At 47.2% G+C, this 24,707-nt stretch carries 17 protein-coding genes; 5 read left to right on the top strand and 12 right to left on the bottom strand.

Annotation, left to right across the window (positions count from 1 at the left end; all coding sequences use genetic code 11):
- Positions 1-146: 146 nt before the first annotated feature.
- Entirely contained in the window at positions 147-461 is a 315-nt protein-coding gene (locus tag ACJJI7_RS14715) for a DUF6471 domain-containing protein (protein WP_020414858.1), read from the top strand.
- Positions 462-664: 203 nt separating this feature from the next.
- On the opposite strand, the gene ACJJI7_RS14710 is transcribed toward ACJJI7_RS14715, so the two are convergent.
- The 6 genes from ACJJI7_RS14710 to ACJJI7_RS14685 form a co-directional block, all read right to left on the bottom strand.
- Positions 665-967 (bottom strand): hypothetical protein, encoded by a 303-nt coding sequence (locus tag ACJJI7_RS14710; protein WP_157533678.1) that lies wholly within the window; start codon positions 965-967, stop codon positions 665-667.
- 86 nt (positions 968-1,053) lie between these two features.
- Complete coding sequence (locus ACJJI7_RS14705) at positions 1,054-3,789, bottom strand: DEAD/DEAH box helicase (RefSeq protein ID WP_444901853.1); 2,736 nt, start codon at positions 3,787-3,789, stop codon at positions 1,054-1,056.
- Between the two features lie 58 nt (positions 3,790-3,847).
- Positions 3,848-4,399, bottom strand: a complete 552-nt coding sequence (locus ACJJI7_RS14700; RefSeq protein WP_444901854.1) for an HNH endonuclease family protein — start codon at positions 4,397-4,399, stop codon at positions 3,848-3,850.
- A 243-nt stretch (positions 4,400-4,642) separates the two neighbouring features.
- Positions 4,643-7,750, bottom strand: coding sequence for an efflux RND transporter permease subunit (locus ACJJI7_RS14695; RefSeq protein WP_444901855.1), 3,108 nt, complete (start codon positions 7,748-7,750; stop codon positions 4,643-4,645).
- Positions 7,751-7,792: 42 nt separating this feature from the next.
- Entirely contained in the window at positions 7,793-8,857 is a 1,065-nt protein-coding gene (locus ACJJI7_RS14690) for an efflux RND transporter periplasmic adaptor subunit (RefSeq protein ID WP_444901856.1), read from the bottom strand.
- Between the two features lie 41 nt (positions 8,858-8,898).
- Positions 8,899-9,426, bottom strand: a complete 528-nt coding sequence (locus ACJJI7_RS14685; RefSeq protein WP_020414852.1) for a TetR/AcrR family transcriptional regulator — start codon at positions 9,424-9,426, stop codon at positions 8,899-8,901.
- A 173-nt stretch (positions 9,427-9,599) separates the two neighbouring features.
- Here ACJJI7_RS14685 and ACJJI7_RS14680 point away from each other — a divergent pair, with 173 nt between their 5' ends.
- Positions 9,600-9,992, top strand: coding sequence for a YchJ family protein (locus tag ACJJI7_RS14680; RefSeq protein ID WP_282951032.1), 393 nt, complete (start codon positions 9,600-9,602; stop codon positions 9,990-9,992).
- A 15-nt stretch (positions 9,993-10,007) separates the two neighbouring features.
- Here the strand turns inward: ACJJI7_RS14680 and ACJJI7_RS14675 are convergent, their stop codons facing one another.
- Together ACJJI7_RS14675 and ACJJI7_RS14670 are read right to left on the bottom strand one after the other, a co-directional pair.
- Complete coding sequence (locus ACJJI7_RS14675; protein WP_020414850.1) at positions 10,008-10,226, bottom strand: hypothetical protein; 219 nt, start codon at positions 10,224-10,226, stop codon at positions 10,008-10,010.
- A gap of 140 nt (positions 10,227-10,366) precedes the next feature.
- On the bottom strand, positions 10,367-11,575 hold the full coding sequence (locus ACJJI7_RS14670) for an RtcB family protein (protein ID WP_444901857.1): 1,209 nt from the start codon (positions 11,573-11,575) through the stop codon (positions 10,367-10,369).
- A gap of 397 nt (positions 11,576-11,972) precedes the next feature.
- Here ACJJI7_RS14670 and ACJJI7_RS14665 point away from each other — a divergent pair, with 397 nt between their 5' ends.
- Together ACJJI7_RS14665 and ACJJI7_RS14660 are read left to right on the top strand one after the other, a co-directional pair.
- Positions 11,973-12,707: a pseudouridine synthase gene (locus ACJJI7_RS14665; RefSeq protein ID WP_444901858.1), complete on the top strand. Its 735-nt coding sequence runs from the start codon at positions 11,973-11,975 to the stop codon at positions 12,705-12,707.
- Positions 12,708-12,808: 101 nt separating this feature from the next.
- Positions 12,809-13,147 carry a hypothetical protein gene (locus tag ACJJI7_RS14660; RefSeq protein WP_444901859.1) on the top strand — a complete coding sequence of 113 codons (339 nt, stop codon included), beginning with the start codon at positions 12,809-12,811 and terminating at the stop codon, positions 13,145-13,147.
- Between the two features lie 179 nt (positions 13,148-13,326).
- Here ACJJI7_RS14660 and ACJJI7_RS14655 read toward each other — a convergent pair whose 3' ends face one another.
- From ACJJI7_RS14655 to ACJJI7_RS14645, 3 genes are all read right to left on the bottom strand, one after another.
- Positions 13,327-13,917 carry a hypothetical protein gene (locus ACJJI7_RS14655; protein WP_444901860.1) on the bottom strand — a complete coding sequence of 197 codons (591 nt, stop codon included), beginning with the start codon at positions 13,915-13,917 and terminating at the stop codon, positions 13,327-13,329.
- 345 nt (positions 13,918-14,262) lie between these two features.
- Positions 14,263-15,153 (bottom strand): RHS repeat domain-containing protein, encoded by an 891-nt coding sequence (locus ACJJI7_RS14650; RefSeq protein WP_444901861.1) that lies wholly within the window; start codon positions 15,151-15,153, stop codon positions 14,263-14,265.
- A gap of 264 nt (positions 15,154-15,417) precedes the next feature.
- Positions 15,418-15,849, bottom strand: a complete 432-nt coding sequence (locus ACJJI7_RS14645) for a hypothetical protein (protein WP_444901862.1) — start codon at positions 15,847-15,849, stop codon at positions 15,418-15,420.
- Positions 15,850-16,464: 615 nt separating this feature from the next.
- On the opposite strand from ACJJI7_RS14645, the gene ACJJI7_RS14640 reads away from it, so the two are divergent.
- On the top strand, positions 16,465-16,884 hold the full coding sequence (locus ACJJI7_RS14640) for a helix-turn-helix domain-containing protein (RefSeq protein WP_444901863.1): 420 nt from the start codon (positions 16,465-16,467) through the stop codon (positions 16,882-16,884).
- 380 nt (positions 16,885-17,264) lie between these two features.
- On the opposite strand, the gene ACJJI7_RS14635 is transcribed toward ACJJI7_RS14640, so the two are convergent.
- A complete protein-coding gene (locus ACJJI7_RS14635) occupies positions 17,265-24,545 on the bottom strand; it encodes an FG-GAP-like repeat-containing protein (RefSeq protein WP_444901864.1) in 7,281 nt (2,426 codons plus the stop codon).
- Between the last annotated feature and the right edge of the window lie 162 nt (positions 24,546-24,707).

Raw genomic sequence — 24,707 nt, 5'->3', positions numbered from 1 at the left:
CAACTCCCTCGCTGTGGAATATTGGTCACAAATATAGCATCAAAAAAACGACGGTCAATAACTTATTTCAAACTTATGTTGCAAATAATACACATAAGGATAGTATTTACCACAATAGTGATATCAACTGTAACGGAGTAGAGCCCATGGACCACAAGCAAAGCCTCGGCAATCAGCAAGCATTGGCTCCTTACAAACAGGCCATTGCCCGCTATGTGCGCGCCTCTATGGCTTTGAAGGGTATGCGTTACGGGGATCTGGCCCAGGCCCTGGCCGATAGAGGGATTTCAATGACCACTGAGAATTTGCGTAGCAAAGTGAGCAAATGCATGTTTTCAGCTGATCTGCTGGCGGCCATCATTGATTCTTTATCTGTTGAAGACAGCGCCATGCCTGAAATCCTCAAACAGGCGCGGGAAATGCAAGATCGAGGACTCTATACCGAGCAGGACAAAAGCTAACACTTCCCTCATTCCGGTGCCAGCACACTGGGTCACACTTGCCTCAGCCTGAGTGGCAGACCGGTTAAGCAGGGAAACGAGGGGACAGATCACCGAATGAAAACTCAAGAGATTCTTGGGTAAAACTGGTTGATTTCAATAGACTTGCTCGGGTGCAGCACCGCCCTTTTAGAGCCCATTACCACTCTGTTAATAATACTCTGCTAGTAGTGGTGAAGCTTGTATACCGGCTCACCATTACCGCATTTGCCAACAACCACTGGCTCAGCCAGCTTCGCTCCAGCCGGAATTATCTTATTGGTCGGCCACCAGACAAAGCAGGCATAGCGAAAGTTGACTGCCCAGTTACAGTAAAGCCTGCCCTTGTCCTCTTCATAGAATCGCGCTTGGCAAAAACTTAGGGTTGGGCTTCGCACACCCTGCTGCTGTTGCGCATCCACAACAATAATATCGACAGCCGCCACACTAGAAACCCAGAGGCAGGGAATCAACAACCACAATTTCATAGGCGCACTCATTGAGGCTTTAAACTGGACTTTCTTAAAGCCTAGCAGCCCCGGCGCAACTTTCATTTCATAATCAGGTTAATTGCCTAAGTCAGCTGCTGGCCTCTCTCCACCAACGCTCCGCGAAGCTCTACAATTAGACGCTCGATACAAGCCCGCTTGTTCTCAACCCAATTAAAGTAAGGCAGAGGCAAAACCCGAATTCCCGCCCGGTGCAGTATCTTGTAAACCCGGGTGGTGAAATGCTGCTGGTGCTCTCCCGGATAGCCAATAAGATCCACCCCCAGGATCACTCCCTGGTACTCACACATCACATCGACTCGCTGACCCGCAATAGGAAAGTTAATCCAGTGAGCGATACCCTCCGCATCAAGCTCCGCGCTTACCTCCCTGGCAAAATCGCAGGAAAACTCCCCACTTGGCATCACCGTCAGATTAGCTGGTACAAAGGATAAATAGCGACGCAGTAGATGCCCGGGAGGCAACAGCTCAGGGTTAATGGAGTATGCTACCCGCTGTTCCTCCTTGGCCCTTGTAACGGCCACATTAAACATATCGGCACGATTGAGATAAGCAGCCGCCCGCAGGGATTGGTCATCAAGGCTAAGGGAAAGAAGCATTACATCGCGCTCCTCCCCCTGAAAACCATAGGGCGTAGCAACCCGTACCGAAAAACTTCGCAGTTTTGCTGCGGAAAAAGCCTTGGAAATTTCCTTGTCCAAATAATCGACCTGCTCCCTGTAAGGGGACAACACACCAATAGAAGGCTTCAAAGCATTGTCATCATAGCGATCAAAATAATTACGCAATTGAGCAATAACCCAGTCTTTTTCCACCCTATTTCTACCAGTCTTGGCTCGTCTTCCCTCTAATGGGTGGAAGGAGAGGGCCAGCTCCTGGGTACTCCCAGGGCGGGCCTGCATTATTTTGAGTCGATCATCGTAAAAAGCGTGATTACTGAAAGCTATCAGCTCTGGCTGGCTACGATAATGCTCATCAAGCAGGGTTACCGCATCCTGGCTAGCCAGATTGTCCGATACCAGATCAAGAAGAGATTGATCCCGATAACTGTAAGACGCAGGTAGTTCTCCGCACTGAACGACTTCCCCCCATAGACGCTGCTGTTGCTTTACCGGGAGGAAGGAAATATGTCGCAGCTGTTTGCCATCACCAACCACGACCGCACGTTTGGCTCGGTACAGTGCAGGTAACGCACTTGAAATATCACACTGGGTGGACTCATCGAAAATTACCAGATCGAACATGCCGCGCATTAATGGCAAAATCTCGTTGAGTTCATCCAGGCTTGCCAGCCAAATAGGATAGGCTTGCAAGACCAAATTCATGTTAGTCTTGGCAAACCGTTCCGCCTGGGTTTTAGAGGTCCTTGCCCTCAGAGCCTGATGGAATTTAACCAGGCTACTTCTCTCTTTGTTTAACAGCCGGACAAGTTTCTCCCTGCGACAGGCATTAATATAGCTGGCAGCCTGCTGCTCAAAACGCTGGCGCAGTTGACCGATAGCTTCTTGTAATCCCCACAGTCCGTCCATATTGAGCCGCCGCCGGAGTAGCGACTCACCCAGGCGAGCCAGCCAAGCCCCCATACCTGCAGGCCCCAAAAATTTTGCTATCCGTAGCGATCGCGAAAAACGGCGCTCAGCTTTCCAAAGTGATCTTCGAATCTCCTTCAAACTGCGCCTCAACTTGGCCGCACTCTCTTTTGGTGGCTCAACACCCTCCTTGAGCAGAGTATCCAGGTGCGCTTTCAAACTGCGGGTAAATCCCTGCTCCCCCGCATGTACGTAGCCTTCAGTGAGCCCATAGCTCTCACGTAATTTGTTTCTTACCACACCAATGGCTTCTGGTGTTTTGGACACAACCAAAACAGCGTCGCCATGCAACATCTGGTCTATAGCCATAGCTGCAATGGTAAAGCTCTTTCCCGTACCCGGTGGGCCAGAGACAAGGCTAAGAGGGAAATGAGCCGCATTGCGTAATGCTCGCTCCTGAGCCTGGCTCAATAGCCCAGGTAACATCTCGGGTTCGCTGCAGCTTGCAATAAAGCTGTCAGATTCCCCACCCAAAACTAAATGCAGCGGCACCTGGAGATTTTGCTCACAAGCCAGCTGCCCTAACTCGTGCAAAACGCCACGTGAACCTCTGGATCGATCAGCCAGGATTATTGCAGCGGCACTGATTAGCTCTGGCTGTGAGGCATTAGTCTTTTCCCTAATCAGGGCTCCTGACTGGAGACTCGGCCAGCGACCCAATTCCTCCAGACCACCGAGCAAGCTGTGTTCATGCAACCAGCGCCCTACATCAGCCAATTGAGAGGAATCCAAAGGAAACTGAAGCTGTGGAAAAGAACCCATTACCTCAGGGTCAATATCAGGCTTAAGAGTTAGCCGAAGCACAGGAAAATTAATTCGCAGATCGTTGGTATTGATCTCAACGAAACTATTATCTTCACGATAAATCCGGGCGGGAAAATATAAAAGAGGTGCAAAAAGCTTACGTTGGTTTGTTACACCGCTTTGACTGAAAAGCTGGCCACAAATAAAAAAACTAGTGTAGATTAGCTGGCGTTCTTTTCTGTAAGCATCTGTCAGCTCTATCAGTTTTGTGGCAGAGGCATCCAGTAACGGAATCCTGTGTAACTCACCGCTACTCAGGTAATCCTGTTCAGCAATGAACGAACAGCGGTTTTCGGCCAGTCGAGCAATATTTGAAAGCGACAGATCGTGGCTATCGGCCTGATAACAGCGGCGAAAATACTCAATTAGTAATCGTTGTCTTCCCTGCATATTCGCCGTATTACCCATAAAGCGAAAATGCTATACGAAATCCCGCCGCTATGACAGGCAAAATATCTCTTTTGCCCTAGCTATCACCTGCCAGTGCACGGAGCTGTTTGGATTCAGCAATACTCAAGCGCAATCCATACTTTTCTACAATGGAAATAAAGCGCTGAACATAAATTTTGCCAACAGGCTCGTAAGGGGGCATCCACTCATCGGGCCCTTTGTGCCCCTTACTCTGGTTGCGCCCATCATCCACTAACCACAGATTCTCAGTATCTTCGGCAAATCTTCTTTTCTTCTCGCGGCTCCAAGCTGCCCCGCCGTGATCATGTGCCCACTTCAACGGTACTATATGCTCCACATCCAGGTCTGATGCCTTGCTGTAAAAATTGCCGGTATAGGGATCCAACCATAAACCGGTATCCACCTTACAACCGTTACTGCGGGTATAGGTAACCGGGGATAGGGAAAAGCGGATTAACAGCTCATGGCGGGTATCCTGGCAGTCACTATCGAAGTCTGACCAACGTGGCAGCCATTCGGCCCGCTCGTAGGGTGCAGCAAGTGCGGTAACACTGAAAAACAAGAAACAGATCACTGTAAACTGTTTTGAAATTGATCGAACACTCATACAACTACTACCAATCAAATCCAGCTACTAGCCTACTTGAAAACCCTGCTTTTGAATATTACCTCTGTCAAATTTTGGTTCGCAGATCCCCCTTCAAATAAGATTTCACGACAAAAGCACAGGGAAGTTGCCAGTGAAATCAGAAAGGAGTTTTTCGAAAACAAAAAAGGCGCAAAAAGTTATGCTTTCTGCGCCCCAATTTTGTCTATTCAATTGAGCCAGCTTTACCCAGCTTTTACCTGATTAGGCAGATACTGGCTCCGAACTGGGCTGCGACTCCAGTTTCTTTTTCGAGCCTTCTTCTGAACCCAGCACCTCAGTGGGCTTCACCTTATGGAAGACCGCATAAAACACCGGCACAGCAATCAGGGTTAGTACCGTTGCAAAGCCCAGTCCGCCCATAATGGTCACTGCCATATCGGCAAAGAATGCATCAAATAATAACGGGGACATACCCAAAATAGTTGTCACTGCAGCCAGAAATACCGGGCGCAAACGACTAACACTGGCGCGTTGAATTGCCGTCAACCGTGGCAGGCCAGCTTCAGTCTGCACCTCAATTTCATCCACCAATACCACCGCATTTTTAATCAACATACCAGATAGGCTCAATACGCCGAGAAGTGACATAAAGCCAAACGGCAAGCCTGTCAGCAGCAGGCCTACCACCACACCCACCAGAGACATGGGCACCACCAACCAGATAATCAGCGGCTCGCGTACGGTGCCAAACAGCAGGATCGATACCAGGATCATAATCAGGAATCCCAGCGGCAACCCTTTACCCAATGACTTCTGTGCATCCGTAGAGCTCTCATATTCACCGCCGAACTCTGTATGGTAACCCGGGGGCAAAGGCATACCCTCAACCCCTGCGCGAATACGATTAAAGGCGGCCATAGCGGTGACTCCCTCCGGGGCCTCGGCACTGATCGTTATTGTCGGGACCCGGTCGCGACGCTGGATCAGACCTTCCTCAGCGGTAGTCGCAAAGTCTTTGACCAATTGCCCCGCTGGAATATAGCCCTGCTCATTCGGACTCCACACCAAGCGATCCTGCAGGGAGCCAACCTGATTGCGATCACCTTCTGGCATGCGCGCGACAATCGGGATAATACGGTCGCCACTTTCAAAATCCCCTACACGATAACCGGCAGTCGCAAACTGGATAGTTCGGCTGATATCGGTATTCGTGACACCAGCGACACGAGCCCGTTCATTATCGAGATGGGCACGAATCGTGGGCTCTCGGCCACGCCAGTTATGGCGGATATCCTTCAGACCATTTTCCCGGAAAAGCTGCTCAGTATTTTCGGCGAGCGCACGCAGGGTGTTGAAATCGTGGCCGGAAATACGCACTTCCACATCGGCACCACCACCCGGACCAAATACCAGGCGTTTAAAGGTGATAAGCGCTTCCGGCTGGGAATCCCGCAACTCTGCTTTAGCTCGGTCTATCAGGCCAGCAATTTGCTCGCGATCCTCTGTGCGCACAATCAGCTGGCCATAGGCAGAATTAGGTGGCTCTGGGGCATAGGTCAGCATAAAGCGGTCCGCACCGCTACCGGCAACCGCAGTCACCGAAACTACTTCTTCCTGCTCCAATAAATAGTCTGTAGCTTTTTGCAGCGCATTTTCTGTGCGATTAATATCACTGCCCTGGGGCAGGAGATAATTCACGTAGAAAAGCGGAGCATTGGAGTTAGGGAAGAAACCCTGCTTGACAAAACCAAAGCCAAAATAACTGACCATGGTCACGACAACCAGCAAAGCGATAGTGCCCCCCCGGCGATTCAGGGCACCGGATAGGACTCCCGCATACATACGGTAAAAACGGCCACTGTAAGGGTCTTCACTATCAGCATTCTTACCCGGCTTGAACAAGTGGTAGCCAAGGTAAGGAGTAATAGTGATTGCCAAAATCCAACTCAACAATAGTGAGATACCAATCACAGCGAACAGCGAGAAGAGGAATTCACCGGTGGCATCATCGGAAAGGCCAATACCGGAGAAAGCCATGATCCCAATAATGGTGGCGCCTAAAAGTGGCCAGAAAGTTTGGCGAACTACACGGCGAGCAGCATTCTGTGGTGCTTCTTTTTTCTGCACCCCCATCAGCATGCCTTCAGCAACTACAATAGCATTATCTACCAACATACCCATGGCGATAATCAGGGCACCCAGGGAAATACGCTGAAGGTTCAAACCAAACAGGTTCATAATCAATACAGTACCGAGCACGGTCAGCCCCAGTACCACACCAACTACTACACCTGAGCGCCAACCCATAAATAGGCATAGGACCAGAGTAACAATCACTACCGAGGAGATCAGGTTAAAAAGAAAACCGTCGACACTCTCCTCAACCACTTTGTGCTGCTCATAGACCGGCTGGATTTCTACCCCGAGAGGCAAACCCAGCTTAAGCTCATTGAGCTTGGCTTCCACTGCCGTTCCCACGTTTACGATATTTGTATTTTCAGCTCCGGCCACACCAATCAAAATGGCCGGCTTACCATTAAATCGTGCAATAAAGTTCGGGTTCTCGTCATAACCGAGGGATACATCCGCAATATCCCGTACTGCCAACATCGCAGTAGAGCCCGGTACACCCACGAGAATATTCTGAACGGATTCAAGATCACTGGCTGGATTGTCGACCACGATACGAGTTCGGAGGTCCTGACCTTCTATTTCACCTACACGCTGGGTGGAACTTTCCACCTGCAGTACCTGAGCCAGGTCATCAAGCGAGAAGCCGAACTGAGCAAGGCGCGATTCGTCTATATCCAAATAGGCCACTTCATCGATAATGCCGGAGCGGGAAACCTTCGCTACCCCCTCAACACTCAGTAGCTCGCGACGAATTGCTTTAGTAATTTCGCGCATTTCTGTCAGCGAAAAACCATCACCGGTTACCGCATAGTAAATACCATAAACCTCGCCGAAGTCATCATTAACCACGGACTGCATGGCGCCACTGGGCAACTCACGCTGGGCATCGTTAACCTTGCGACGCAGTTCATCCCAGACTTGCGCCAGCTCTTCCGAAGCGTATTGATCCTTTATCTGGACGCGAATTTCCGACATGCCCGGACTGGAAGTTGAGGTCACTTTGTCCAGCTGTCCCATCTGTTGGATCGCAACCTCTAATTTTTCCGTTACCTCCTCTTCTACCCGCTGCGCGCTTGCGCCCGGATAGAGAGTAAATACCCGCGCTTCTTTAATGGTAAATGCTGGGTCTTCTAGTCGGCCAATATCCGACAATGCCCAGATCCCACCTACAAGACAGATCAGCATCAATAACCAGCTGTACACTGGACGCTGAATAAATACATCAGAAATCTTCACGATACTTCCCCACTCTTGCCAGGGCCTGAGGTCATTTGAAAATTAACGTTGTGCATAGTTGCGTACTTTTGCACCGTCATAAAGATGTTGACCTCCCGCAGCCACCAGCTTCATCGCAGGGGTGAGACCATCCGTAATCTGAACCGCTTCTCCATTGGTCTGGCCAAGCGCCACCTGTACCCTGGATACTGATTGATCTTCGTTAATCTGCCACACATATGGATTACCTTCAGCACCAGTCTGTACTGCTGCCAATGGAATCCAGAAATCCCCGGTAGCTTCTTTCGGCTTTACGTTCACACGAGCTGTCATGCCTGGAAGAATTTGTACATTTTCGGGGCGGGGCATACCCAGCTCAACCACATAAGTCTGGGTTACACTATCGGCTTCAGCCTGGTGCTCACGGTATTTGAGTTCAAACTTTTGACCGGGTAGGAACTCGAACTCCGCTGTGATAGAGCTGATTTGATCTTCATTTCCTGTAGCCAACAATTTTTCCGGCACAGAAATCTGAATACGCACCTCAGAGATGTTTTGCAACCGAACAATTGCCTGGCCCGGCTGCACATTGGTGTAATTCTCTACCAACTGTCGAGTTGCCAATGCATCAAAAGGCACTCGCAACTGGGTATAGGCCAAATCCTGTTCTGCCTTTTCCAATGTTACTTTTGCCAGATCAAAGTTACTTTCTGTTTCATCCAGCTGCTGCTGAGAAATGACCTTCGATCCCGCCAGGGAGCGCTGCCGCTTCAAGGTTTTTTCCAGCAACTCCACGTTTACTTTGGCTTCCTTCACTCGACGGCGATAATCCCGATCATCCAACTCGGCAATCAGGGTTCCCTTAGGAATAATTTCCCCTTCCCTGATACTCAACTTGTCTAACTTGCCACCAACCTGGAAAGAGAGATCCACACTCTGGACCGCCTTTACACGACCGGCAAACTGGCGATCCGCCACTTCCGCCACATTGGTGACCGTAGCCACTTTTACCGGCCACAAGCGCTCAACCTGCTGTTCATCCGCTTCAGAACCAGAGCACCCCGCAAGAATCGCCGCTGCCGCTACCACCAAGGCAAGGGAGATACGAGAATTTACCGACAATTTCATATTTCACTATCCAATAAATTATTTAACTGAAGATCAGGTATTCAGGTAAGCTCTGCCGACAACATCAGCAGCCGTTCGCGCAGGCGGGAAAACATTGGGTCCTCGGACTCCATAACTCCCAGCACCCGCCCCAGGAACATACCCTGGGCAGCAAGAATCAATAACTGGGCAAGTTCAGGGTCACCGTATGAGCTGTCAATTTCACCGCGCATTTCGATAACGTTACACTTGACCGGCTCAAGTAGGGCGGGATCTTCTGCGACTGCCGCAATCAACGCTCGCGGCAGCCCCTCATCATCTTCCATCAGCTCGAAAATCGCTTTAAGCCGTGACGCCAACACATCGTCACCAGCGGCGGCAAAAGTCTCTGCACTGGCATCCTCCCTGGCAATCGCGGCCTCCAGCATCGCCTTCAGCAGTGACTGTTTGGTACGAAAGTGATGGATAAGCCCACCCTTACTCAAACCACACTGGGCAGCAACTGCGTCCAGGGTGAGCTTTCGCGCCCCTTTTTCTCGAACTACCTCTTCCGCCGCACGGACTATGGCAGCTTTGTCGACTCTCGACACATGACCTCCCAGGCATCTTCAACCAAACCAACCGGCTGGTCGGTATCTTAGCGCCCCCCAGGAAAACGTCAAGCCATGCTACCCTCTGCCAGCGTCAAGCAAGGTTAAAAAGTGTTTACAAAGCCTATGATGACCAGCTGGACATCTTATGCGGTTTGAAACTGGAGTAATTTATGACGGAACAGCCCTGCCCTTGCGGCTCGGGAAAAAAGTTCAAAGCCTGCTGTAACCTCTACCTGTCTGGGCAGGCCTACCCGAAAATGGCAGAATCCCTGATGCGCAGTCGCTACAGTGCCTACGCGATGGGAAACCTGGCATACCTACGAAAAACATGGCACCCAGAAACTTACCCGGGTCTCAATGCGGACGATCTGGAGACTCAATGGACACGCCTCGAAGTTATTAAAAGCAAAGCAGGGCTGAAGAAGTCTGTAGTGGAATTTAAAGCCTGGTATACGGAGAATGATCAAGAGCATGTGATCCATGAGATATCACTATTTAAGCTCTATAAAAAACGCTGGGTCTACCTAGAACCGCTACCTAGTTGGCCACAAGCCGATCAGTAAAAAGAGAAACCAGGGTTAGAGGGGAACAAATTGCAGGGAGGCGTCAAGGAAGTGAAATAGCCTCAAATAGTCGCGGGAGCTACTCCGCTCCCGCGCCTCCTTTAACATTTTTTGCTTACTTTTAAAGCGAGCGCCCGACTTAGCCTTAGTGTGGGCACCACCTTTTTTTAGCAGTGGATTACAAGCCACGTAATTACGAGGCTTGGCGACTTTCTTAGGGGTGTATTTTTTCATAGTATTTGGCCTTGCCTAATCAACGATAAAAGCCGAGAAAACTCGACAGGTAAATTCATTGTCAAATTGAATTCAATAGCACTCATGAAATTAAAATCCATTATTTTTCAAAGTTCTCATAAAGGGTGAACCAGTCAAGCCTACCCTTTTATGCAAATCACTTGACGCAGCGTATGTACCACATCAACCAAATCCAGCTGATTATTCATCACCTCATCAATATCCTTATAGGCAGCGGGTATCTCATCAATCACACCTTTATCCTTTCTGCATTCTACGCCATGCGTCTGAGACTCAAGATCGCCTCGAGTAAATCGCTGACGAGCCGAGGTGCGACTCATTTTACGGCCAGCACCATGGGCACAGGAGCAAAAGGATTCGGGATTTCCACGCCCACGAACAATAAATGATTTCGCCCCCATCGAACCGGGAATAATCCCCATCTGATCCTTTTGGGCACTGATCGCCCCCTTACGTGTCACATAGACATCCCGTTCGAAGTGGCGCTCGCGCACTACATAATTATGGTGGCAGTTAATAGCCTCTGACGTTAAGGTAAACTTCGGCACGTAACCCCCCAGGCTATTCAACACAAGCTTCATCATTTCCTGCCGGTTTAACCTGGCGTACTCCTGTGCCCAATTTACAGCTTCAATGTAATCATTGAAGTGGCTACTTCCCTCAGAAAAATATGCCAGGTCCCTATCTGGCATATTTTGCATATTTCCAGCCATATCCCGGCGTGCCAATTGAATAAAATGCTCTCCAATTGCACTACCAATACCTCGGCTGCCGGAATGTAGCATCACCCACACCGCATTACTCTCATCCAGACAAATTTCAATAAAGTGATTGCCTCCACCCAATGTCCCCATTTGGGTAACCCAGGTTTTCTGGGGCTGACGCAACTTCTTCATAAGCCCAGGATGCTTTTCAAACAACCTATCTACACCGGGAGCTAAAATTTTGCAGGCAGATTCCCTGGCAGTAATCATCTTATGACGACCCCGTCCAACGGGTACTTTCACCTCAATGGCCTCCCGCAATGCTTTTAGGCTGTCTGGCAACTGATGGGCATGCAACGAAGTTCGCACCGCATTCATGCCGCAGCCAATATCCACACCTACTGCGGATGGTATGACTGCACTAAACGTAGGAATCACCGAACCAACTGTCGCCCCTCGCCCCAAGTGAACATCCGGCATTGCCGCCACATGGGAATGAATAATGGGCAATTGAGCAATATTCTTTAGCTGTTCTAAAGCAGCCGGCTCAACCTTATCGGTAAATATTTTTACCGGCACACTACCTGAAGATGCGTTTTTATTAAGTACAATTTTTACAGGCATATAGAGTCCTTGGATTGATCCAATAAATCATTAAAAGCTCTCCAAAGCCCTAAACAAAAAAGCCCCGGCAAATGCCAGGGCTCTAGAGAATTCCGGCTTGAAAAGCTCAATCACTTTTCAAGCAAGTGCACATGAAAAGCGATCAAAAAAACAGGTTGCTGATATCTACATTTCGCATTTCATGGCTCCTTCGTGGTTGCTGTCCACGTTTAACTAGGTGGTTACTAAACTACCCCTGCAGTTTATTCACTAATTTAGGCATGTCAACCTTAAAGTTTATTATTTATTAGAAAATTATTCCCCACAACCTTAGAAGAAGGCAGCTCAACACCCCCAGATGCAATGATTGCCATACCGCCATACAATGCCCCTGCGATATGGTAAATATTATTAGCGGATGAACAACGAACCTGAAATCATTTTTGAGGATGACCACCTTCTGGCAGCATTTAAACCAGAGGGCTGGCTCGTGCACCGCTCAGAAATAGACCGCAACGAAAATCGTATTTTACTTCAATACCTGCGGGACTTGAGCGGTCACCACCTGTACCCTGTACATCGCCTGGACAAGCCTACCTCTGGGATTATTATCTTTGGCAAGAGTAGTGAGATGGCCACCCTTTTACAGCAACAGCTGGAAAGCGAAAACTCCATCAAAAAATACCTCGCAGTATGCCGGGGCTATTGCCCTGAACAGGGAGTTATCGACTACCCTCTACCACCTGTCGCAGATTTCAAACATCAACGCAAGCGCCCCAAAACTGATCTACCACGCAAGTCAGCAATCACCCTATACCGCCGACTGGATACCGTTGAGCTACCCTATGAAGTAGATCGATACCCCACCAGCCGTTACTCCCTGGTTGAAATCCAACTAAAAACCGGCCGCCGCCACCAGATCCGCAGGCACTTCAAGCATATCCACCACCCACTTATCGGTTGTCCCAAATATGGGAAGTCTTCACACAACCGGTTTTTTGCCAGACAATATGATTGCGCACGATTGTTACTGCATGCATCCAAACTTAAAATAATGCACCCGATAAGTGAAACGGTATTTGAGATTAGCATGACACCTAAAGGGACATTTTCAGAACTACTGGGTAAGTTAAACTGGAATCTCACCAATTAAAGACTTGGGCAACCGAGAACCCTCTATTAGCTCGTAATGCCAATTTTCCAGCAAAATTCCAATAACCAATTACAGAAAAACCAACTACTAACGAGTAAAAAATGAAATTCAAAACCACAATCAAAAAATTAGCCGGCCTGTGTGTATTATCAGCCATCTCCACCGGCGCCGTTGCACTGGATGACGAAGATAAGGCTGTTCGCCTGGTAGAGGCTCTTAGTGGCAATATGGTTTATATCCACTTGATGGAATCAATGAATAAGCAACCGTCCTGCGCCAAGTACAATGCCATCATAGCCTGTTCAACGGAAAATTCTTACTGTTCCCACGCGCTATCTATCGCCCTAGCAGCCCAGGCGGCAAACCGTACCATCGACTTTCAGACAAGTGATTCCTGCATAGGTAGTGCAGCTGAATTTGTCAGACTACGTATGCGGTAATTGTATTTAGCTTACACAAATAGAAAGTAAGCAAGAAGATCAGAGGCTAAGGGTTTCACAAGAAGAATATAACCCTGAAGCCTCCGTCAAGAAAGTCTCAAAGGATAGTCTAACTCAGACTTAAACTATTTTTTGAACGCTCTGTCAAACTGAGTCTGAACTTGTACAATTTACGAACATCAAAGCTTGAGCTTTGCTTTCATCTCCTGCTCCCACCCCTCAACTAGAATCCTTGCCTTATCTGGATTGCACTCAAGAACCCCATTTAATACACGGCATTCTTCAGAAATTTGCATCATCCCTTTAGGTAGTTCTTGATCTGAAAGGTACTGGATGATAACCCTTGCTTTACAGTACTCCCCTAGCAATATCAGAGCTAGAGCATTAACCATCTGTACCCACTTATTCTTCAAGGCAACAGGATGGCTTTGTATTTCAGAAACAAATCTTCCTAAACTAAGTTTCTCTTTTACTCTTTGAGAATTAGCGTCTAGCCAGTTAACAACCTCATCTACCCTCTTATTGCCCTCCCACCTCTCATAATCAACAAACCCTTCTGGGTAAGGGAGGCGCTCACTAAAAAGTAGACTTAATTGGTCAGATCGCTTAAATAACGGATATACAAACTCAGATATGTATATCCCATTACGAGTCATCTCCAGGCAAAACCCGCTCACCAAATGATCTTTAGGCCCAAAATAAATATATGGACCAGTCAATATAGCATCAGGAAAAGCCTTTTTAAGGGCGACTTTCAACTCGGCATTCACTTTCATCTCCCTATCTAACCCAAATCATATATAAATGAGTATCCTCAGGAAGGTTATCCATATATTTATCAATCTGCTCATCTGAAATGAATGAAAACCAACCGGTTTTTACTTCAACTGCAAATTCAGGTGCGTGATGATACCCGTATATAACATCAGCTCTACTGGAGCCTAATCGTCCATATCCAATTCTCTCTCCTTTTAAATAGCTGACTTATGCATCATATAGTCCATTCTGAATCATCCTAATTTTTTCTTCAAAACGTTTATGAATCTTGCCTCCTCTTTGAAAAGGAGTCAGTCCACACACAAGACCACACTCAGCATCAACTTCCGTTGCAGCTTCTAGAGCAAGCGCCTCCAAAAAACAACCTGTTCTTCATGCTTAGGAGGAACTCCAAGCCGAGGCAGCAACTTTCCTCCCTCTTCATGATAGGGATTACCCCCACCTTTGTGTAATTCGTGATTAAGTGTATAGCTAAATGTACCCGTCATAGCGCCGTTCGCAAATTTACTTCCGGTTATTACAGATGCCGTGCCGCCAATAATTGCCGAACTAAATACACCTTCCGGGGTTATTGTGCCAGGCTCCCCTAAAACCCCCGAAGCCGAAGCTGCAGCACTAAATCCTGCTGCAAAGAACCCATGACCAAACTTCCCTCCCTGAAGCTCAGCTGTAATCCCTCCAACAGCAGCATGGGCGGCAAATGCTATTGAACAAGGCCCGCAAAAATATGCGCTAATAGCGGTTCCAACAATTTGAATCGCAGCTGTGAACTCTGGACTATCCGCAAATAAGCTAAAAACAGGCTTGCTTAAACGCGCACTTACATAAGACATCACCAGAAATTCTAAAAAATACCCACTAGGGTCAGTAGCATTTACAGGATTGTTACGTACATAGGAATAGCGGTTATACATCTGGGTATCCGCTGCCGCCTGGACAAACGGATCCGCTTGCATAAAGCGCCCCAGTCTTGGATCGTAGATACGCCCGTTCATATGAATGAGCCCTACTGCATCCAGCATCTCATGGCCAGTGTATCCCCATGTCGTATTAACTGTATCAAAGCCAGCGAGGCTAGACTGGCTCAGCGCACTCCAATCCGAAGAATTGCGACGCTGCCCCCACACATCGAAGGACATTTGCTGAATTACATTTGCGCCCTCTTCGGTGAGCAGGTCTACTGAGCCCAGGTGATCCAGGTACTGGAATACTTTTTCTGTCGACTGCACTGCATAGTTAGAGTTTGTAGTCAGGGTATAGATCGCTGTCCCCGCAAGGTAAAGCCCCGGCAGAGTAATCTGCCGGGGCTTTGATGGTTTTTACCAATAGGGACGAGGCTCATTGTCAGCAGCTGTGACAGGCGCCCTAATTCGTGCGCTTCACTCAAACTGCTTGCAGTAGAACTTGCAGTGTTTCGTGCATATTGAAATTGCCCATCAGTCTCTAAATTACTGCTTTTTCGAGAATTGGATCCTTTTGTGCAAACTAAGTCACTAGTTGTTTGATCTCAACACTGAAAAATAATTTACAGGCGGAACACTGGAATAACATATTGAACCATCTTCCATTAATGAAATCCTAGAAACATCATCTATTGATATTGCCCCAATATAGGAATGCGCTCTCCCGTATAGACTTACATATCGCCCTAAACATTTTTCAGCTATTTGTGAAGGAGGCAAAAATACTTGCATTCTTAATTTGCTTACATCACTTCCTGAAAAATTGGAAAACTCTTCATTTTCGTAAATAAAAAAAATCTCATTCTTTTTAACTAGATATCCAAACAGCGAGACTTGACCTAAATTAAATTCAGAATCAGATAAATAAGACTGAATTGAAATAAGTTTGCTGCCATTAGCTTCCAGTTTGTTTTCGCAACCCCAAATTAGCAGGATTGCGAAGAACCAGAATACACGCTGCATGATGCTATCCCATATTGATTTACACGATATAAATGAGTTTCGCCAGTAGACTGATAAGTTACATAAATGGGTCCTGTATAATATCTAGGAGCCCCGGTCCAAGTACTGTCATTCCCCCATGCCCAGCCACTTGCATTAAAACTATTACCCTCAGCAACATTGAATAGAAAGGCCTCAGCTCCCGAATAACTGGCTGACCCGAAAGTTCCTGTTATATTCCCCTCACCAATGCCTATGTGGTACCCAGCGCCTGCACCATGATATTCTAGGCCGCTTGGATCACTGTAGTAATCACCCTCAAACCAAGGTTCATTTAGAATTACAGCACTACCAACATTCCTTCCTTTGACTAGCTCTCCTTCACCGCTAGACCTAATCCTCATTCCCGATTCAATACCTTTATCCACGGCTTCTTGAAAAGAACCCGCTCTAGATTGTCCAGACCTAGCCGCCTTTTGTGTAAAGACATCACCCCGAGGCCAGACGCACCTTAACTTTTTTCCTAGCGCAATCAAGGACTTAGTAACCATTTTTCCCGGCGCCACAGGCTCTTCACCATTTTTTTGCCCCGACAATGTACGATCTTAGGACATTGACGAATACAGGACAGCCGACATGTACGAAAACCGGGCTTACACTAGCGGGCAAGTCAATGAGACGAGCCTGCCCATGCCCAAATACATGAACGAGAACCTGGCCGACTTTGGTAAATGCCTGGCGCAGTTGCGCAAGGCTGCCGGCTATACTCAGGAGGAACTGGCGGAAGAGATCGGTGCGACACGACGGGTCATCGCCTATTACGAGACCGAGAGCGAACACCCACCGGCCAACCTGCTGGTAGACCTGGCGCAAGCCCTTAAGGTCAGCACGGACGAGCTACTCGGTGTAAAACCGGTGAAGAAGATCAAGCAGCCGGATTCCAGATTGCTGCGACGGATGCAACAGATTGAGAAGCTGGACGCCGCCACCAAGCGGCAGGTGATTCAGGTGATCGATACGTTTATCGAGAATGCCAAGCTGAAGAAGCAGGCTTGATAGGCTATAACGACAAAGCCCCGGCAGATTACTATGCCGGGGCAATATAGATTTTCTCTAAACCGTAAGATCTGAAAGCAGCGCCTGTGTTTACTTCCTATTTTACGATTTCCTCTTCCACTGATTAAGTTTTCTTGAAATTACAAATGCAAAATAAAAAATAGACACCCCAGATAAAAGTATATTAGGAACGCTATTAACAATAACTTCTTTCTTGACAAGCATAATCGGCAGCGGCACGGCAAAAGCCATTATCAACAAAAAAATTACCAAAACGTATGTGCTGATTTCGGAAGTAAACTTCCTAAAAAAGAAAAATAAAGCCAGTCTAAGCAGCAATATGTATACCAACAGTATTAAAATATCCACTCTTACCACCTTTAATCCACAGTACTGTAAATAGTGGATCCACTCGAAAATAGTTCAATCGTTAAGGCAGTATTCGTAGCCTGATTAAAGGCCGGTTCATAGTAGCCCGGAACACCTTTATACCATGTTGCATTGTACGGTGTTCCGTATGCGCTTATTTTAGGAACGCTTCGCACTAGGCCGCCTACAGAAGTACCCAAATCAAGACCTGCATTGATTAGTGTTCCAGCTTTTTCGCTTCCAGTAAGGTCTACTAGTACTTGCTGCGAAACACTATCCGTCCCCCTAATTCCTGCCTGAAAATTATCGGCACCTTTAGCTGCAATAACAGCTCCAGCCGCACAAGTAACACCGCCACTACAAACTGCAAAGCCTAAAAGAACCTGCCCAGCTCCACCAACAGCCTGCCCAGTTCGCAGAAGAATATTCACACCCTCTTCCCTTAAGAAGCCGGCAAAGCTAGGCCCCTGAGCCTTTTGTGCATCCCTTTCATTAGCTGCCTGTTGTTCTCCATTAAATAGCTGACCAAATCCGGCTGTAACAGCTCCATTTGCAAACTTTCCACCCGTTACTTCTGAAATAGTTCCACCAATGACAGCCGCTGCGACAACTCTTACCGCAACCAACTCTGCATCAATACCAACCATACTGTTGACATTGGCCGCCTTCGTCAAGCCTGCACTTACAAACCCATGTCCAAATTTGCCTCCTTGAAGTTCAGACGTTATACCACCGACTAACCCATGAGCTAGTGGTCGTATAAAGGCATCATAAGTACCAAAATCTGCGCTACCTATCGCTTTAAATGCGTTTGCGGAAACATAAGCTATAGCTCCCGCTTTAATAGCTGCGCTCCAAGATGCACCGTGCCCCTTGGCTGAAGCCGTAGCGTAGGCCGCACAGCCCGCAGGACCACCATAGTAGCAAGCAGCAATCTGCGCTACGGAATTTAGAATTGGACTCTCAGTAATGCCTAATATGTCATCAAACACCTCTGAGAAAAAGCCATAGCCGCTTGGGTCTACACCACTGAGAGGGCTATTTTTTCCATAGCTATAGCGGTTGTAACCTTGCGTATTTGTATTGCCATCGACAAACGGATCCGCTTGCATAAAGCGCCCCAGCCTTGGATCGTAGATACGCCCGTTCATATGAATGAGCCCTACTGCATCCAGCATCTCATGGCCAGTGTATCCCCGTGCAGTATTAACTGTATCAAAGCCAGCCAGGCTAGACTGGCTCAGCGCACTCCAATCCGAAGAATTGCGGCGCTGCCCCCACACATCGAAGGACATTTGCTGAATTACATTTGCGCCCTCATCGGTGAGCAGGTCTACTGAGCCCAGGTGATCCAGGTACTGGAATACTTTTTCTGTCGACTGTACTGCATAGTTAGAGTTTGTAGTCAGGGTATAGATCGCTGTCCCCGCAAGGTAACGCTTCCACTGGATTTCACCAGGGTTGGAGGACTTTTCAATACGCTCTATGTTGCCGATATACCAGGTTTCAGTGACTTCGCCAGTTGTGCTATTGGTATCCTTACGGTAATAGCGAGATCGCTCCACGCCATAGAGAAACTCGGTTATATGATTTCCCTTCTCGATTCGCTCTGATTTATCAAAGGTGGTGTACTCAATTTTACGACCACCATCAAAATCATCGGAAATCATATTGCCATTGTTATCATAGCGATAGGCGACACCTCCAGCAGAGGTAACAGCGTGTGGGCCCGCATTATTTCCGTATGTGTAATCGCCAACGCCAGCTTTATAGACAATATTACCGATAGCGTTGTAACGCAGATCCTGCTGAGAAGAGGCCAATCCTGAGCAGTTATAGTCACCCGAGCCGATATGGCTCTTCACCAGCCGATTTAAGGCGTCGTAGCAGAAGCTTTCCCTCAGATCTTTACTGCCGCTCTGGTTATGGCGACTTTTCAAATTCCCAAGTGTATCCCAGCTGTAACGAATATTCTGAACACCGAATACCCCCAATACATCTGAGGTCTGAGTCAGCAAACGCCCAGTCTCGCTATCATATCCGTAGGCATTCGTTGCACCATTACCCAATAGCTGGCGTTTTAACTGACCACGGGCAGTATGTTCCAGCACCTGCTGGATCAAATCCCCCGAACCCAGATCGGTGATCTTCTCAAGGTGCCCATAGTTGTTGTAATGGTTTTCAGTACCAGACTGACCACTGGATAACAAGTCATCCAGAGCATCATACGTTTTGGATACACGCCCATAACTATCAAACTCTGTGGTAGTCACATAAGCCACTTGCGGGCCAGTACCATCGAAATCCACCAGTTGTGTATTGTTACGGCCAATACCATCGTACTGATAGAGCACTTGGTAGCCGCTAATGGAGTCCTCCACCAACTCGAGCTGCCCCACCCCATTGCTGGCGGTATCGTAATGCCAAGTTACATTACCGGTAATAGTGCTGCCATTGCGGCGATCGATACGAGTTTTTTTGCGCCCCAAAGTATCATAAGTGAACTCGACCTTATGACCATTGGCATCGGTCTGGGTTTCGAGTTCGCCATACTTGGTATAGGTATAGGACCACTCACCCTTATCTGGATCATCCATCCTGGTTTTGCGGCCCAAATCATCGTAGTAAATTACAACAGAAATTGGATAAGTGAGGCCATCATTCTCATCAACATGTGTTCCTGCCGAATTTGTTAGTCCCCAAGAGTGGGCTTTATGAAGATTGCCCTGATTATCGTATTCATAGCTGATACGACCATCAAGCGCATCAATAACCTCTACCAACTCCCCGAGAACATTTTTCTTCTCTGTTTTCTTTTGAACCTTATCATTTACTGTAACAGTCGTGAGACCATCATAAATGACTGAGGACTGCGAACTATCAGGTGCAGTAACTTTTACTGCTCGCCCTAACAGGTCATATTCAGTCTTACTCCAAACCCGGCCATTACCAGAAAAGTAAGGCTCGCTGACATATTTCACCCTGCCAAGACTGTCATATTCCTGGTCAATATAAATAGTTTTATCAAAACCCTGAGTTTCTGTACGAATTGCTCTTCCAAGCGCATCCATATACTCGACAGAGGTAGATCCAGTGCTGTTACTTTTTACAACCTTATATTTTGCACCGGTAATACAACCTGAACCACAGAGTGAATATTGAGTTCGTGCATCCGCTCCAGAGTTATCGTAGCGATAAGTCTCACGGCCCAACACGTCATAGCTAAAGTAACTCTTAAAGCCATTCAGCCCATGAACTTCCAGGGGCGCTCCATATGCATTTCGACTGATTACTTCTTCTGTTAAATGCTCAAGACTATTGTAATTCTTATTCGCAAAACGCCCAGAAATATCATAAACAGTCCGTGTATAGCGACTCTGTTCACCCTCTGCACTCAAAGTCTTCTTCTGAATGTTACCGAAGCCATCATATTCATAAGTAGTAGTTTGCGTAAACTCAGCATTATTTGGCTCAACAACCTCAGTAAGGAGCAGGCCCTTTAAACTTCCAACGGTATGATAAGTAAAGGCAGATTCACGAACATGATCTGCCTGGCCCGGGCGGCTGTTGATTACCCTGGTAAAGCTCAAGCGCCCCTTTTCTGACTCCCAATCAGTACCACCGGAACAAAGTGAGCTCGGATGGGCAGCCATAGAACCGCCGAAGCAGTTGAGTGTATTTTTAATAAACTGCTCACCAGTGGCCTCATCAATAGTTCTCAGTTTTATTGAGGTAACGTTTCCAACATTATCATAACTATTCTCTGTAATAACGGTCTGCAGGTGCTCACCATGTGAACTTCCGTTATTTTCAAGAGAATAGGTTTCCTCTACTACCTTTTCTAGATATGGCTGATAAGGATAGACAGAGGTGTCAGAACCATTCCAACCCTTCAAGCTCCAGGTATTGGCAGCCTTTCGTATCAATGCCTTTGAGGCAGACCGAACCTCAGTCTGCAAGGGCATACCAGTGAACGGGTAGTCCTGGCGGTAGTAAGTGGATGTCTCTACACCCGTTTGCTCATCAGTTGTGGAGATCTTCTGGAAGCCCAGCATCCCTCGCCCAGCAGCCTGCAGTTTCATCTGTGCGTATTCATACGAAACAGCACTTTTCGCCGTGTAATCAACAGCACCGGGAGAGGAGCCGGCAGCTGGAGAAGTACTCTCCACTTTAGAAACTAAGTACATCGGTATCAACACATCGAGAACCGGTGCATCTTTTCCTAGGGTGACACTATCCTCCGGAAGGACCCATGGACCATTCAGTGCAGTATAAAAGTCCGCCGTGTTAGCGGCCTGCTTTAGATAACAATATGTACTTCCGGGGATCTCTACGCCGTTCTCATCTCTCTCAGACGGAGTAGTAGTACACTCCTTACCTTCAAGGGTTTTCGACATTTCAAGGCGACTATAGAACCAACTCCTAATGGTGCTGGTATAGGAGATATCAGTGGTATTACCCAGCCCATTGTCAATTTTGGTTAATACCTTGTTGGGAATATCCCTATTTGCAGAGTTCCCATAGTTGGATACATAGGATGTTAAAAAGCCTTCATCGCTTATCTTGTGATAATCCGGCTGATTATCCCCATTGATATCAGCAAAGATGTGTAGGTAATCGTCATTATTGGGTACAGTCTGAATAAAGATAGACTTTCCAAAGCTGGAAGTCTGGGGATCCCAAAGTTCTACCCGCAACAATCCCGCATCATGATCAGGCCAGTAAACATCCAGCATCCCATCCTGGTTATAGTCCAGGGCTCCGGCTTGCTCTGAAGCAAACCTGCTAGGGGTTACTTTTACCAGTTGTTTCCCAGTACTGAGATAAAGATTTGACGAAGAAGATTCCTGCAATAGCAGGTCAGTTAAACCATCACCATTAAAGTCCGCTGCGACATGAGACTTTGCAGTATTACCTCCCAGGCTTGCAAAAAGGTCGTAGCTATCTGTTTCAGCGTTAAATACAAAAGCCGCATGCCCAGAGGGTCCTGCCGAATAAATATATTTAAAACCGCTTTTCAAATCCCCATTTTCATCAAGGCAAAAATCCAAGTCCACCACTTTATTGTCAGGGTCCTTACAACCGCTAACATAAGGTCTCTCCAAAGCAATCAGAATGTCAACATTACCATCCCCATTGAAATCCGCAGTAGCTGCTTTCAATGGAGAGTTGGTCAAACGGCTTATGGATTTACCGGAAGGCAACTCTAAGGAATAGCTTTTAGCTGAGCCGAACCGATAATAAGTCTTGGAACTAATTGGATCCGAGCTAGCCCGTAAGGGATAGACTAGTAAAGTTGATCCACCCACCACAACCAGATCGGACAGACCATCAGAGTTGACATCGACAAAGACACCATCCCTCTCTCCTACTCCGGTATCAATAGGATCGGATGAAAGCTTCCACTGGGAATCCACATAAGTAGAAAGGTAGACATGCCAAGTTTTACTGGTGTAGCGGTCATCGTATACAGCAATATCTGAGCGGCCATCAGCATTGTAATCTAAAACCGCAATACTGATATCCTCGTTTGCATTTGCCCCGGAGAATAAATATTTTTGGCCATTTGAATAAGTGGCAGGAGCTAAGTATGCGCCATTTGATAATGCATACTTAATTTGATGATCCTGATCACTCGCACTATCAGTATCCATCTCCAACCAAACAACATCTTGGTATCCATCACCATTGAAGTCGCCAAATTGGAAATCTCTTAAAGAGCGGCTCTTGTTTGCCGTAAAATCAACAGATCCACTGGAAGTTCCGTAATTTAAGGAGTACTGAGACCACTCAAATGAGAGTGCCGGCAAGCAATTGCTGCCTACACACTCTTGAATACTATCTACAAGAGAGGTCTGATTCTTGGATATATTATCAGCTACCAGCTGGTAATTAATATTATATTCACGCAGGGTATTGCCATCAGCGGCAGACGTAATTTTGGAAAGCCGTTTCGTTGTATTAAAAAGGTACCCGGCAGTGTAAGCTTGTAAGTAATCAGGCCTATCCGAATAAGTAAACTGGACTGAAGCCGCATTAGCTCCTGCTCCATATGCATATCTTACTTCGTGGATTCGCTTCCCACTATCAGAATCACCTTCATATTCGAATTCAATTCTATTTCCAACGCTATCCTGAAATTCGTTCTGCATCCATGAGAGAACCTTACCTTCTGACACATTGGCATAAGACTTTGAGTTAGCTGTATTACCGTACCAACTGGTTGAGCCATCTTTTCTTTCAACGGTAAAGTAGGCAGGACCCGTTCCTATACTGCCGTGAGATGTGACTTTTACAAAAGATTCGATCTCAGTACGGTATTGTGCGCCGTCCGCACCATAAGATTTACTGGAAACATTAATTAGCCTTTGGCCATCCAGACAAAACCTGTCCGAAGGACTCCAGCTGATAGGTAAAGCTTTTCCGTCCGTGGCCAATGTTTGTCGGCAACGGGTAATTCCGGAAAGCCCCCCAATAGACCACCCCTTGCCCAGTAACCCATTACCTGTATTACCTTGGTAATTTAAAGATAATTGAGGGACAACACCGGCAGTACCCACCCCTGCTGCTATAGCAAGTGAATAAGTCGCACTACCTGACTCATTAACCCTGAACTGACCAGCAGAGCTACCGGCCATTGTAGGGGTCTTTACGCCCGAAGAAACAATATCCTGCTCAATCGATGGAAGACTTCCGTTAGAAAGGAAAGCAGTATCTACGAGATATTCTTTTCTGCCTTTAAGAACCAGATCGTCCTGTCCGTTCCCATCAATGTCATCAACATAGAACGTATTATTAGAATCAGCTAATAATTCAGAGAGGTCACTAGAGCGCGAATATGAAACAACAGAAGTCGGAACCTCATCACCAGAAACACCTACCACTACAAAAGGTGGCTCGTTAGTATTTTGGCTCCTGAACAGGATATCTACTACAGAATCACCATCAAAATCACCGTAGTAGAAGTCAATATTTTCCTCAAGCCTTGTAAATCCCGTCAGCTCATCTTCTGGCACGCTATACGGAGCAATAGTTCCGTCAGCAAAAATCACGTATGAAGGCCTGGGGGGCAAGGCAATAGGGGTGGCAATATCTCCATGTAAAATTAAATATCGACTATTGCTGATGACATAATAATCCAGGTCACCGTCACCATCGATATCCTTTAAATAAATAGCTTGGCCTTGGGAATCAAAACTTGAAGCCTTGAGCGATAAAGGCAGTATACAGGCTAATAAAATAAGCCATCTAAATACGTACTGAACTGCATTACTATTGCTCAAATGAAACATCTGGCTTCCCCAATGACCCCAATTTTATGGTACAAATGTACAAAGGCAGCAATTCTGCATACCTGAATAGGCGCAGTCAATTCCTCATTAACTTACTTAATGGGATGTTCATCAAAAGCCCAAGCCTTACAATATCCGGGCAAGAATAACCCCCCACAACCG

The sequence above is a fragment of the Microbulbifer variabilis genome, assembly GCF_056232115.1.
This window is presented reverse-complemented; position numbering and strand designations above follow the sequence as displayed.